12 protein-coding genes and 1 pseudogene are annotated in these 14376 nt (G+C 49.9%); all 13 read left to right on the top strand.

The genetic code is table 11. From position 1 onward, the window contains the following. The first annotated feature begins 8 nt into the window (after window positions 1–8). Window positions 9–1328, top strand: coding sequence for a DUF3575 domain-containing protein (locus DXA15_RS09950; protein WP_128133927.1), 1320 nt, complete (start codon window positions 9–11; stop codon window positions 1326–1328). Beyond that, window positions 1325–2041: a DUF5119 domain-containing protein gene (locus DXA15_RS09945; RefSeq protein ID WP_233567103.1), complete on the top strand. Its 717-nt coding sequence runs from the start codon at window positions 1325–1327 to the stop codon at window positions 2039–2041. The genes DXA15_RS09950 and DXA15_RS09945 overlap by 4 nt, the downstream gene beginning before the upstream one ends. 8 nt (window positions 2042–2049) lie before the next feature. After that, entirely contained in the window at window positions 2050–2304 is a 255-nt protein-coding gene (locus tag DXA15_RS26235) for a hypothetical protein (RefSeq protein ID WP_233567101.1), read from the top strand. Between the two features lie 50 nt (window positions 2305–2354). Next, window positions 2355–3533, top strand: coding sequence for a fimbrillin family protein (locus DXA15_RS09940; protein WP_128133926.1), 1179 nt, complete (start codon window positions 2355–2357; stop codon window positions 3531–3533). 107 nt (window positions 3534–3640) lie between these two features. Continuing rightward, window positions 3641–4732, top strand: a complete 1092-nt coding sequence (locus tag DXA15_RS09935) for a fimbrillin family protein (RefSeq protein WP_128133925.1) — start codon at window positions 3641–3643, stop codon at window positions 4730–4732. Between the two features lie 197 nt (window positions 4733–4929). Further along, complete coding sequence (locus tag DXA15_RS09930) at window positions 4930–5997, top strand: fimbrillin family protein (RefSeq protein ID WP_128133924.1); 1068 nt, start codon at window positions 4930–4932, stop codon at window positions 5995–5997. A 40-nt stretch (window positions 5998–6037) separates the two neighbouring features. Beyond that, on the top strand, window positions 6038–7984 hold the full coding sequence (locus tag DXA15_RS09925; protein WP_128133923.1) for a fimbrillin family protein: 1947 nt from the start codon (window positions 6038–6040) through the stop codon (window positions 7982–7984). A gap of 132 nt (window positions 7985–8116) precedes the next feature. After that, window positions 8117–10735, top strand: coding sequence for a fimbrillin family protein (locus DXA15_RS09920; RefSeq protein WP_128133922.1), 2619 nt, complete (start codon window positions 8117–8119; stop codon window positions 10733–10735). Window positions 10736–10923: 188 nt separating this feature from the next. Then, the gene (locus DXA15_RS09915) at window positions 10924–11256 is read left to right on the top strand and encodes a hypothetical protein (RefSeq protein ID WP_233567099.1); all 333 of its coding nucleotides are present in this window, start codon (window positions 10924–10926) and stop codon (window positions 11254–11256) included. A gap of 10 nt (window positions 11257–11266) precedes the next feature. Beyond that, window positions 11267–12123 (top strand): annotated as a pseudogene (locus tag DXA15_RS09910) (RteC domain-containing protein). A 50-nt stretch (window positions 12124–12173) separates the two neighbouring features. After that, window positions 12174–12620 carry a PepSY-like domain-containing protein gene (locus DXA15_RS09905; protein WP_077153715.1) on the top strand — a complete coding sequence of 149 codons (447 nt, stop codon included), beginning with the start codon at window positions 12174–12176 and terminating at the stop codon, window positions 12618–12620. A gap of 156 nt (window positions 12621–12776) precedes the next feature. Continuing rightward, entirely contained in the window at window positions 12777–13067 is a 291-nt protein-coding gene (locus DXA15_RS09900) for a hypothetical protein (protein ID WP_233567097.1), read from the top strand. Between the two features lie 681 nt (window positions 13068–13748). Then, window positions 13749–14357, top strand: a complete 609-nt coding sequence (locus DXA15_RS09895; RefSeq protein ID WP_128133921.1) for a hypothetical protein — start codon at window positions 13749–13751, stop codon at window positions 14355–14357. The last annotated feature ends 19 nt before the right edge of the window (window positions 14358–14376 follow it).

Raw genomic sequence — 14376 nt, 5'->3', positions numbered from 1 at the left:
AATACGATATGAGAAAAAAAATCATTCCGTCCCTGCTGCTGGCGGCACTGCTCGCCGGAAAGGCGCAAGCGGGTATCGTGTCGGACAGCCTCCGCACCACGATCTACTACCGCACGGCAAACGCACGGCTGGAGCTTCCCTACATGGACAACGACCGGCACCTTGCGGCACTGGGCGACAGCATCCGTTCTCTGGGAGCCGACCCTGCTGTAGTGCTCAGGCGTATCCTCATTCAGGCGTCCGTCTCTCCCGACGGTAACACGAAGTACAACAAGGAACTCGCCCGGAAACGTGGCGAGAATTTGCGGGATTATTTAAAAGACAACCTCTCTCTGCCCGACAGCATCTTCACACTCCAGCCGCAAGGAGAGGGCTGGAGCGAATTGGCTGAAAAGCTTGGACGTACCGATGCCCCTTGGCGCGACAAGGCAATCGCCATCATCCGTGACACACCCGAGTGGGTGGTACGCGAGGGCAAGGTGGTGGACGGTCGCAAACGTCAGCTAATGAACCTTGCCGGCGGACGCGCATGGCAATACATGAAGGAGAACCTCTTTGATAGCTTACGCAGCGGAGCGTTGGTAGTATGCGAGGTGGAACGAATCAAGCGGGTGATGGACCCCGAGCCGGCACAGGCCGAATTGAAACCGGCATCCGACAACGTAATGAACCCCGATGACACGGCGGACACCACCGAGAAGGAGATCGATACGACAGCCACACTTTATAATAAGGAGGACGATACGATTCCGCAGGACAACGCGGACAAGGAAGAAACGGAAAAGAAACCGTTCTTCATGGCGGTAAAGACGAACCTGCTCTACGACGTGGCCCTCGTTCCGAACGTGGGATTGGAGTTCTACCTCGGCCAGGGGTGGAGTATCAGTGGGAACTGGATGTACGCCTGGTGGAAGAACGACACCCGTCACCGCTACTGGCGTATCTACGGCGGCGAGCTTGACATCCGCAAGTACTTCGGACGGAAGGCAGCCGAAAAGCCATTACAGGGACACCACCTCGGCGTGTACGCCCAAGGTTTGACCTTCGACTTCGAGACGGGCGGCAAAGGATATCTGAGCAACTTCAGTTACGGTTTCGGGTTGGAATACGGTTATTCGCTGCCTGTCGCCAAGCGTCTGAACATAGACTTCGGTCTCTGTATCGGCTACGGTGGCGGCAAGTACAAGGTATATGAGCCGGAGGACGATTGCTACGTGTACAAAGAGACAAAACAGCGCCACTGGTTCGGCCCGACCCGGGCTGAAATCTCACTTATTTGGTTGCTGGGAAACGGCAATCAGAATAGCAAGAAAGGAGGAACGAAATGACACATATACGGATATACAAGGAATTGCGCAAGGCAATCGCAGGATGTCTGGCGGTAATGCTGCTTCCCCTGCTCACGGCCTGTGAGCACAAGGACCTGTGCTACGACCATTCCCACACCACGCAATTGGAGGTGGTGTTCGACTGGACGGAAGCTCCCGACGCCGACCCTGCCACGATGAGCCTCTACCTCTACCCGGAGGACGGATCGGAGCCGATGCGCTACGAGTTCACTGACCGAACGGGAGGAACCATCACCGTCCCGATGGGTATGTATGATGCGATTTGTGTGAACAGCGACAAGGAGACGCACCGCCTCCAGAACAAGGAACGGACGGAGACGTTCGAGGTGACGACGGGCAACACCCGTTCGCTGCGTGGGGCGTTGGCCACCCGGTCTGAGACAGCACCGCTGGCACGCGGCGCGGAGGAGGAACGCAGCGTGATGGAACCGGAAGCCCTTTGGAGCGACCACTCCGAACGGCTTGACATCCACCCTGAGACAGGCGTCCAAAAGATAGTGCTGACCCCGAAGTCACGTGTGAACACCTGCACTGTTGAGATTCGCAACGTGGAGAACCTTCGGCACGTGAGTGCCCTCAGCGCGTCCGTGACGGGCATGGCAGGCGGCTGGCTGGCGGGCATTGACTGTTTGACGGACGAGAAGGTTACCATCCGTTCGAGGTACGCGCCAACGAGGATAAGACGACGCTGACTGGGCGTTTGAGCTTCTTCGGCCATTGCCCGAAGGAAGTCGGAGAGCACAAGCTGATGATCTATGCGCAGATGTCGGATGGCAGCAGCTACTACTTCGAGGAGGACGTGACCGACCAGCTGCATGACCCGGCACAAGACCCGACGCACATCGTGATTGAGATAGACAAGTTGCCGCTTCCGAAGCCCATTACAGGCGGTGGTGGTTTGCAGCCGACGGTGAAGGACTGGCAGGAAATCTATATTGATCTGCCAATGAACTGATGCTCGTAAAAAAGGAACGATAAAAAAGGACATAAGTAAAAGACAAGTATATGAACAAAGCGATTTATATATGTGCGGCAGCCGTGTTGGTACTGGCATCCTGCTCCAACGACGAGATCGTCGAACGTGCGAAGGAGAACGCCATCAGCTTCCGAAGCGTGGTGGGAATAAACACACGGGCTACGGAGGTGAACACCGGCTGGTTGCAACAGAACGACAAGCTGTACGTGACGACATTCAAGGAAAATGGAGACCGGCTGTATGATGAGACGGAATACTCATATAATGGTTCCGCATGGATAGCCAGTCCGCCCCAATCGTGGAACGGTAACAGCAAATTGAACTTTTTCCTTGCTTACCCGAAGTTGAGCGAGTGGCAGGCAGGCTTCGAACTGACGAAAGACAAGAAGACGGTACAAGTTTCTGTAGACGAGGATATACCCGACCAAAAGGATTACGTAGTGGCGAATGTGACGGGAAATAAAACCAATTTCAATGATCCCATAAGCGTGGATTTGATCCACGTACTTTCGTCTGTCGAAATCAAGGCGATGAATACCAACGAGGCTTTCAAGTACAAGGTGAAAGGCATCCGTCTTTGTGGTGTGAACAAAGATGTCACTATTGACCTTTCTACAATTAATTCGACACTCAATATCGGTCACAGCACCAACATGAGGAATTACGAGTTGATTTATGATACCCCCGTAGAGTTGGGAAGCAAGGCGGAATCCCTTATGGGAAATGCCAAGATCGCCATCCTGCCCCCGCAAACCGGTGGGGATGCTTTGAAATGGGACGGCTCTAAAACTTCAAATACAGCCGGTGACTATGTGGGGTATTATCTCTCCGTGAAGATTAATGTCACTTCCAAGTATGGATCTTCGGTTTATCCGGCAGGTTCTACTGCTGATGATGCGACTTACGGATGGGCAGCAATCTCGGTTCCGTTTGATTGGGAAAGCGGCAAGAAATACGTCTACACGCTTGACTTTTCCGAAGGTGCCGGACGCGTAGACCCCACAGATCCGGGAGCAGCTGTCACGCCGAATGGTGTGGTAGACCCCGCAAAGGGAATGCCCATTTTGGGCAAGCGGATCAAGTTCGGAATAGCGGTCAGCCCGTGGAAAGATGGCGGAGACCAAGACGCCACGCTGACCGACGGCATCAAGTTCACCGTAGGTGTTGACTCTTGGACGGACAAAGAGAAAGATGCAGAAATAAACTGACAATTAATATATTAATAACAGGTAAACTGACATTCATTTTTTTGATGATCTATCAATAGATAATTATTTAATTATTTATATTAACCAATTAAAAGTTTTAAGTAACAATGAACAAGAAAATTTATTTGTGTGCGGTGGCCGCATTGGCACTGGCATCATGTTCTAATGACGAGACCGTTGAAGTGGCTAAGCAGAGTGCCATCAGTTTCCGTTCAGTGGTAGGATTGAATACCCGTGCAGTAGAAACTACCACCGGAAACTTAGATGCCATCAACGTGACGGCTTACAAGGGCACGGAAGCGTATTTTGGTGTGGCAGATCCTATCAAGTATGAAAAGAACGGCAACTTTTTTGAATCTGCACAGAAATATTACTGGCCAGTCGACGATGCGGAATTGACTTTCATCGCTCTTTCCACAAACTGGACCGGTACACGTGCGTTCACAAGTTCTTCAGACATTAAAATGACGGATGTGACTATTGATAAAAATGTTAAGAACCAAGCAGACATGATTTATGTATCAGGAGCAACCGGCAAGAAAAGTGTTAATGAGGCAAGCGGCTTGGGCTTGGTAATGGATCATGCCCTTTCTCAAATTCAAATCAATGCAAAGAACGGTAATGACCTGTACAAGTATCAGGTAAAAGGTATCCGTATCGCAAAGGTGAACAAAAAGGCTACATTCGATGTCATTGACGGAACTTGGAATAATGCATCAGAAGTGGAGACTTACGATGTGAATTATGACACTCCGATTACTTTGCAGGCTGATGCCCAACCGCTCATGGAAAAGAATGCGACCAACAATAATCTGTATGAAAACGCTATGCTGATACCGCAAACTACAACAGCATGGGACGGAACAGCCATTGATGATGCCGTTATCGGTTCATACATCTCCGTATATCTGCAAATCACAACCAAAGACGGAGGCTTGGTTTATCCGAAAAAGGCAGATGGTTTCGCTTGGGCTTCCGTTCCCGTCTCATTCACTTGGGTAAGAGGTAACAAGTACATCTATACACTTGATTTCACTAACGGAGCAGGTAAGGTTGACCCTGTAGATCCGGGAAAGGACTGGAACAAGAACGAGCCTCAAAAAGACCCGGACAAAGGTCAGGACATTTTGGGTGAACCTATCAAGTTCACGGTTACTGTTAATCCTTGGACTCCGGAAGATAAAAATCAGGAAATGTAATCCGAACATCCATTTAATCAAAAATCAATAACCAAACCGCACTTCCGCCCGGTGGCTGTCCGCTGTATAGCACACAGTACAGCCAAGGTAGGGAGTGCGCCCATCAGGCCGGACGAGGTTGAATGCAAGGCCGCCCACATACGGGGCGGCTCCTTTTCCGGTCACACAGAGAAAAAACAATAAACTATCATAGAAGTATGGAATATAAAGCGATTCATGTATTGGCGGCAGCCGCCCTCGTCCTCGCCTCGTGCTCCAACGACAGCACGGTGGAGATGCGGCAAGGCGCAGAGATCCGTTTCCGAACGGCGGTAGGCATGAACACACGTGCCCTCCCAACCGACCTTCCTGCCTTGAGGCAAGCCGGAATCAGCGTTTCGGCCTTTGCCACTACGGGAAACGAGAAGTACGAGTTCAGTAAATTGGCTTTCAGCTACGAGGAAGGATCGGGATGGTATTCCGACCCTGTGCGTTACTGGCCGGAGGATGGCAGCGAGCTGCGCTTCGTGGCGGTCAGTCCCGAAGCCTCCGAATGGGGCGGCACCTACGAGGGCGACAACATCGGTGAGCTGAAAGTGACGGGGTTCAGTCCCGAAACCGACATATCCAAGCAGCGCGACCTATTGGCCGGCTATACCTCAGGTAGCAAGAACGATGCCGCCGGCGTGGGATTAGTGATGCACCACGCATTGACGCAAGTAGAGATACGTGCCAAGAGTTCCGACAAAGTCTATCGCTACGATGTAAAAGCGGTGCGCATCGGCTCTGTCCGCTCTACCGGTGACTATACGTTTCCCTCGGATGCTGATGCCGATGGCAGTTGGACGCTGAAAGACGACAGCTATGCTTCTTATACCACGGAGGACTTAAAAGAGCCTGTACGCCTCACGGCGGATGCCACATCGCTCATGGGTGATGGAGGCACGGCCATGCTCCTTCCGCAACAACTCACTGCGTGGAACACGACAAACGACAGGCAGAACGCCGCGAACGGATCTTACATCGCCCTGCTTCTGAAAATCACTACCGACACGGGCGCACAGGTTTATCCCACCACCGTGGGTGAATACGGATGGGCGGCAGTGGCCATCGGAAACAACTGGCAATCGGGCGACAAGATTATCTATACACTCGATTTGAGCAATGGTGCCGGGGTGACGCCACCGAATAGTGATAATCCCGGTGAGTCCATCTTGGGTTCCCCCATCCACTTCACGGTGATAGTAAACGGCTGGACGCTCCGCCAGCAGGAAGAAAACCTGTAAGACAGAAAATGAACTACGAATAAAAAACGAAAAATAAGATATGAACTACAAGAACAAACTGATGGGCTTGTCGCTCATCATAGTGGCGATGTTCTCCGCCTGTTCGGACGAGGTGGAGAACGCGGGCCGTGACTCGGGCACGGGCGACCACCGCATCACCTTTGCCGTGAGCACACAAAACCAGCCGAACGGCACCCGCTCGGCTTTCACTTCAGAGACGCACGAACTTGGCTCAGTCAAGATGGAGGGCAAACTGGACGGCAAGCCTGTCTACCTCACAGCCGAAATCTCCGACGGTTTCCCGGGTGACAACCAGCCATTGACACGTGGCACGCAGGTGAGTGATGCCAAGCAAGTGGATGAATTTGCGGTGTCGGCCACGACCCAAATGGGAGACTTCCCCGATGTGTTGGATTTGATGTATAACGTGAAGGTGACGAAAAATAATGCCTCTTCCGGCTGGAGCACTGAAACACCATACTACTGGCCTATCGGCAAGAAGCTGAACTTCTTCGCATGGTATCCCTACCAATCAAAGAACTTGACCGTACCGAAGGAAAACGTAGTTACCAAGACCCATCTGTTCTACGAAGTACCTGAACAGGTAGCCGACCAAGAAGACTTTATGATGGCCAACAGCTATCAGATAGAAGAAACGAATGCAGCCGTTTCTATTCGTTTCGAGCACATGCTCACAGCTGTGAAGTTCAAGACAAGTGATGATTTCCCTGCTTGTACCATCAAGTCCATTACGCTGAAAGGTTTAAAATATAAGGGATCGCATTGTGTTCCTGCATCTGGAACCATTCGTTATCCGTTTAATATGGATGATGATACACGAAACTTCACCTTGAATAATATAGATAAAAATATAACAGTGAATACCGAAACAGAGCTCACGGGTGATGGGGAGACATTCTTCATGATGCCACAAAGTTTTGATGAAAATACCGATGCTTGTTTGGAAGTGCTGTTGGTGATGAACGGGGTAGAACAGACATTGAGTGCAAAGTTGAAGGACATTACGGCTAATGGGTATGGTTATAGCTATTGGGCAGCAGGAACAACTGTGACATATAAGCTTTCAATCAGTAAATTATCAGCGGAAGTGACCTTCTTCAAAGGAACGAATGGTACGGACGGTAATCCTTACACATCGCATAACATCAGTGCCAATGGAGACCCGTTCACAGTGGATTTGAAAGCTCCCACTTCAGTGAATGCCATCACCGCCCGTTTGGCGTATGAGGTGACAGATGGAGATGGAAACAAGACTTATGAGGTTTTCCAAGACAACCTCGATCTGACCGGGAAAACAACAGCGGACTTTACCAGCCCTCGCATGAACAATGTGGGCGATGGTCCGGGCAAGGCAAAGAAAGACGCAACTCCTTTCGTGGTACAAATCAAGGTGAATAGCACGGCACCTATAACAATTCCGTCAGATCCTGATGATCTCAATACCAAGCGTACATACATTCCCGGTACGGACGAAAACACTTGGTACACCATTTGGCGAGGAACGATGTTCCCACCGAACTACATTCAAGATTACAAATCAGATCCGAAATACGTTATCGTGGCACGGAAAGACGGAACTTTTGGACCTTATGATGAAACGGAGAGCCATGAATATTGGGAAGTGGATAAGAACCATCCTGTATACGGACAAGGAAAGTGGCAAATCATAAATCCAACATGGGGCACTAAGTTGCGTTTGGTTTATTGGATATATGAGCTGACTCAAAATGGCCAATGTCCCGGTAATAACGAGGTATATGGGGAACCATTACAAAAGAAGGATGGGGATATTTGGTACTGGATCGCTGCGGCACCAACTAATGATTTGACTAAATGTTATCTAATAACTGGAGTTGGTAGAAATTTTGCGGAAATGGGTCAGTTTGTCTCAGGTTTCCAAGTCGGTATTGATTGGAAAACGACTTCTCACAATTTTCGTTATGCCATACTTAAGAGTAGCTTGTAAAAGTACATATCAAGATTCTATCACAATAAAGTGGAATTATCAATTAGTGAAACATATTGAATGAAAGTGCATAAGTTGGGAAACCATATTGTAGCACGACATTCTGACGTGTAAAAAGGTATAAAAATATATATGACAGCAAGAAAAAAACTGATGAGCCTTTCGCTCATCGCACTGACAGTGTTTTCCGCCTGTACGGACGAGGTGGAAAACGGAGGTCAACGCCCTGTCAAGGGCGACCACAGCTTGAGCTTCGCCGTGAGCACGCCCGGCTCGCAAGCGTGGACGAAGGCGGACGGCACCCGTGCGGTTTCCGCTCCTGCCACGCAAGAGCTTGAACCCGTCGAGATGGAAGGCAAGGTGAACGGAAAGACCGTCTACCTCTCCGCCGAAGTGACCGACGGATTTCCCGGTGACAACCGGATGATGACACGCGGTACACAGGTGACCGAAGACAACAAGACGAAAGACAGAATCATGGAGACTTTCGCCGTATCGGCCTATACGGATATTAAGGGTACGCCCGACTTCATGTATAATGTGCCGACAACGAAAGGAAGCCCTGAGAACGGTACTACCTATTGGTATCCCGAAGAGAAATTCTACTGGCCGGGCGTCAAGTCCCTGAACTTCTATGCCTGGTATCCGCACACCGCCAACGCGGAGGGCTTGACCGTATCGGGTGCGGACGAGAACGGTACTCCAAAGCTCCATTACACCGCTCCCGAAGACGTGAAGAAGCAGATGGACGTGATGACGGCTGTCGCTACCAACCAGGCAGAACAGGAAGCCATTCCATTGACATTCGATCATGCCTTATCGGCCGTAAAATTCGTGGCAGGAAGCGACCTCCCCAACTGTGTGGTAAAGTCCGTCAAACTGTACAACTTGCAGTATGAAGGCACGTATGATATTGCCTCTTCCACTTGGACGGAAGTAAAGTCCGATAAGAAAGATTTCACCGTCAGTTGGGTTTATAACGCAGTGGAAGGCACAGAAGGTTCGCCTGTTACTCGGGAAGACGAGACTTTCTTCTTGGTGCCGCAGGCCTTGGACGGTGCAAAGGTGGAGGTGACGTTTATGAATACCGACAACACCGAGTTCACTGTGGGTGCAGCCCTCACTGGGACGTGGGAAAAAGGGAAGACCTATATTTATAAAATCTCGCATAACTTTGTTTACTTGGGTGTATCGAACGAGAAGTTTATAGCCTACGTGGATAAGACGGATGAGATGAAAGATCAGGTAGCTTTCTATATAACTTTCAGCTCGTCTGACCCAAATGACACGCGAATGATCCTTCCTTCAGAAAATTCTGGTCTGACCGTTACCCCTAAGACAATAACACCCGGCTCAAACATCCCTATCAAAGTCTCTTGGGATGGAACAAAAGATTGGTTATATTCCAGTGTGGTGATAACTAAAAGTGTGGATGACTACCAAGCTGGAAAAGAAGATAAAAAGCTTTGGATAGTTCGCCCCAATGTCGAAGCAAATCGTGTAGATGGTGAAACAAATATCTTTGAAGAGGATGGCGGGTTCTGGGTTTATTCCGTGCCGGAAACAACCAGCCAACCGTTTAAAGATGAATACTCCGATGGTGACATTATTGAAGTTCAAAATATAACAGAATCGGACTGGTTGGCTATAACCCCATCACCCACTTACAACAAGAATACGAAATACCAAGCCATCTACAATAATGCATCGAAGGGTGACTTCTACTTGCAGACGCTAAGCATCCCGAGTGAGAATCGCTTTGCCTCGCTGCTTGCATGCAAGGAGGATATGAGCAAAAACATCATGTACTGCGTGGAGCAGAAAGCCTTTACCGCTGACTTCGGTTTCAAGGATTGCGAACGAAATATTTCTCGTGAGGCGGAGAAGTGGAATATCTCCTTGACAGGCGGACGCTTCAAGGATGGAGCACAGATAAAGGCCCGTATAGTGATGGATGCCGGACAAGACGGAGTAATGGATGATGGTTCTCTTACGTATGGGGACGATGCACTCATAACCTGTACTTCTACGGGCGGTACGGCATCATACGTGAAGAAACGGTGGGACACACAAGAGAACACGGCTACAAACAATGGCAAACGTACCGTTCATTTACAAATACAGAATGCAAACGTGGATGATGATTGGATAGATCTGAATGTCACCGGGACAATGCATGATTGGATGACTTGGGGTAGAGAATCACATATAAATGAAGATTTTGTCATTGCACATGCTTCTTCTGGAGTTCGTCTGGGAGATGCTACATACGGATCGTTAAACAAGTACAATTATTGTATCGTTCCCCTTTATACCACTTGTTGGAATGTTCATAAAGACCATCCTTTCTTCGGAACGACCCAATGGCAATGTACAGGAAATACGTGTGGCGATCCTGCATATATGTGGTGGAGTGCTGCTATGAGCAAAAATAATGTATATGTAAAAGATGTGTCTGGAAGTTCACTATACAACGTGAAAGCAACTGTAAGAGCCCTTTCTATTACCAATTCTTATACTTACAAAGACTATATAGAAGGTCGATTAAGTACTCCGGGCCAATATATGTATGTTCCTGTACAAAATACAAGGTGGTATACTGATAGTGAGGGTGTGAGATACTTTACTACAAGTGAAACCGCAACATCTTTTGCTGTCAAGTATATCCAAAATCGTCCTACAAACGATACACCCATAGAACAAGAAACCATTTATAATAATTACAGAGCTTATTCCGATAAGTATAAGTAATACGCTCAACCTATTATTTACAATTTAAACTTTAGAATCATGAAAGTAAATTGCAATTCAGAAAGACGCATCGGATGGTGTAATTTACTTTCATAACCAACAAGAGATATATACACTTTAAATACATCAAGACCCTCCCCAGCACAGCGGGAGGAATATGTATAATAACCCTATAGCTTGCCGCCCTTGTGAAAGACCGGCAAGTTCCCCTTTATTTCAATAAAAACAGAAGACAAATGAAAACAACGAAAATACTTGAAACGGAAAAAGGCAACACGGATGCCGTCCACCTCCATTGGAGCGGAACGGACGAGACTTGGAACGCCTACGGCAAATCGGCGGAGAACGCCCTGCGTATGAACCCGGAACTCCGCACGCTGACGGACGAAGTGAATTTGGACGGCACAGAGGTGACACACCTGAAAGTGACCACCGAGCAGTTCGAAGGGTACGGCCTTGCCGACTACTGCGTGGCGGTGGACGACGAGAGATTGGAACTGAAGATACCCGTGCATGGCTGAACGGACGGACATGAAGGACTTCGCAGCAAGGCTTGAGGAAGAGGCGGAAAAGAAGGTGGAGAAGATAGAGGCCGGAGACCTGAACATGATCAAGAAGTCATTCGAAGCCTCGTTAGTGCTCGCTGACGCTTTCCTGCAACTGAAAGCCTTCATCGCGGACTATACTTTCCGTGACGAAGTGGAGGAAATCGAGTTCTTCAAGACGGTCAAACCCCGAATCTGTCACCGGCTCATCTACTACCGCAAGATATACAACATCGAGATGAACCGTCCGGTAGGCAGCGAGTCGCAGCGAAGCTACCTGATAGACGAGATACGGGGCATCAACCGCTACAACGAGAAACGTTCGGACTTCGTGCGTTACTACCGCTCCGGGCTGACCCACTTGGACGCGCTCTATTACCTGCGTGGCAACCTTGACACGGCACTCTACTTGGAGTCGTTCCATCACGAGCGTGATCCGTCTTTCTCGACCAACTGTAACTTCATGGCGGCACGGCTTCTTGCCAACGAGCGGCTGATCCGCTACCTGACGAAGGAATTGGAGGCGTTCGAGCTGCGGCAAGCCGAAGAATCGTTGCCGAAGGTGCGCCTGACGTGGAAAGCGACGAAGACGGAACTGACCGAACTGCTATTTGCTTTGGACAGCCGCAAGGTATTCGGGGATGTCCCGTTGACAAGGCTGTCGGAGTACGTGCAGCGGGCATTCAACATCGAGTTGGACAAGAACCTGTCCCGGACATTCGGCGACCTGCGCATCCGCAACCGGCAGACGCCTTTCCTTGACAGCCTGAGGCCGCACTGCTCAGGCGGATGAACCGCCCGCTGAACAACCGCCCCGGAGGTCGGAACAAAAAAACGCTTTGAGAAGGATAAGAATTGAATAATAACAAACAGAAACCTAAATAGAAAAGGACATGAAACAGGTATTTGTCAAACCTCTGTTGCTGCTGCTCGTGATACTGGCAGCGGCATCCTGCGACAAGGACGAGAAGGAAATCGGCTACGACGCGCTGCCCCAAAAGGCGCGGCAGTTCATCGCACAGTACTTCCCCGGTGTGAAATGCACCCGTGCGGTGCGTGACAAGGATGACGGAACAACCGAATACGAGGCATGGCTCTCGGATGGGACGGAATTGGACTTTGACGGACAGGGCGACTGGACAAGCGTGGACTGCAAGTTCTCCGCGCTGCCGAACGGCATCCTGCCGGAAGCCATCGCGACGGACATCGCTACCCGTTACCCCGATGCTGTACCCTACAAGGTAGAGAAACAACCGGGCGGTTACGAGATAGACATCCCCGGCTGGGAACTGTACTACAACAATCAAGGCACGTTCATCCGCGCCGAGAGAGACCTGTAAAACTGCATGAAACACCAATAACTAAAGAGCTATGATCATCTATGACAGCAAAATCGCCCGTCTGCTGCAAGGCCGGCTGAATCCCTACGATTACGTGACCCTGCCTCTGGTTACCCTGACTGCCCTCCTTATGGCGAGAAAGGCATTTGGGAAGAGATGGAGATGAGCATCCACCGCCGGCAATACACGGAATGTTTTTGTGTGTCCCTGCTGCCGTCCCTGCTTTTGGGCTGGCAGGTATGCTGGGGATTTGCCGCCCTGCCGCTGTTCGCTTACTACCTCCTTTACTGGGCTGAACGCTTGGCTGTCGGCCATTCAGCGTTTGATTACGAGGCAGAAAAAGAGAGCGAGGAAGTAAGCTACTTCGTGGTGCGCAAACATTTCGCTTGGCGCAAGTGGTATTGGAAAAAGGAGCTGCCGGCCATCGACCGAAGCTGGTTCTGCTAAAGGAACAGGACTGACTCCTATACAGCCACTACAAGCGTGGGCTGCTGTCTGTTTAAGTTGTGTTCGGGCATCCTAGGGCCTTCTTTATGATTAAACGAGATGCAGCCCACCGCTTCCTTTTATCACATTCCTCTGGGCGGAAAAGGAAAGCGTGGAAGTAAAAAAGGAAAAAGTGCAATTTAGACATATATACGAAGAGTTACGATGAAGAAAACGGAATGCGTCCTTGTGAAAGGTCGCCAGATGTCCGCCGAAGGGTAGCAATGCCCGTAGGACACAGTTTTTTTGAATTTTTAGGAAAGTTCAATCCCCAAAAGGGATTGGATTTATTAAGTGGGAAACCACTTTTTTATTACATAAAACAAGGCCCGCACTTGTGAAAGCCCGGAGCTTGTACTTTAGCATGGCAGCCTGCCAGCTTTACCCCGGCAGGCATGCATGGAGATATTTTTTCGAAGTTAGTTCACTTCGCATCGGCGGATGCGGTACAAGTGAATGAAATTAAAATGTTTGGAAGCTTCCACCTGTGACAGTCCGAAGCTTCCGTTTTTTGTATATGGAACAGAGTAAATTCAAAAACAAGAATAATATGGCAACATTAAAATTGAACAAATTCATACTTTTGCCGGGTAGAGCGCTGGTCGCCTCATGCGTTGTGGCTTCCCGGTAAGTGCGGGGATCATGATGAAAACGTTTTCCCCCGATACGGGCCGCATATTTTATGAGAATGAAGTGAGTGACTATTTGCTGCACAAATTCTCTGAAATCGTGAGGTGGTACAAGGACTGTCCCTGCCCGACAGGATTCCTCACGGCAGGCTCGCCGGTATGGGTGTTCCTTTCCGGCAAGGAACCCGAAAAGGACGATGCCCTCCTAAAGTCGGTACGCAAGGAGATAGACAACCGCCCCGTACGCGTGATCACCCGTGAAGATTTCCGGAGACGCATGTGCCTTCCCGGTCAACTCATCAGCCGGCTCGACCGCGTGGATGACGACATGCTCTCCGAGTTCCTGTGTCACACCCTGCTTTCCAAGCAGGACGGCACGTATGTGGACTCTTGCAGATGGGAAAGCGCCCAAAAGGGCGATCCCGTGCATGGCTTCATATCCGACATGCTGGCGGCGTGCCTCTCTGCCCGCCTGCCCATCGTGGACGGTGACCTGCCCGGTATCCTCACGCGGATGGCAAGACACCATATCCCGAGTGTCAGGGCGAAGCTGAGAGAACAGGACAGGATGATCCTGCAAGCCTGTCCCTCGCTGAATGAATATCAGCATGCAATGAAGTAGAAAATGCGTAGCTTATAAA

It is taken from the genome of Parabacteroides sp. AM58-2XD (genome assembly GCF_003463685.1).
In the GTDB taxonomy this organism is placed as follows: domain Bacteria; phylum Bacteroidota; class Bacteroidia; order Bacteroidales; family Tannerellaceae; genus Parabacteroides; species Parabacteroides segnis.
Note: the sequence above shows the minus strand (reverse complement) of the source record. Positions and strands in the feature narration are given on the sequence as shown.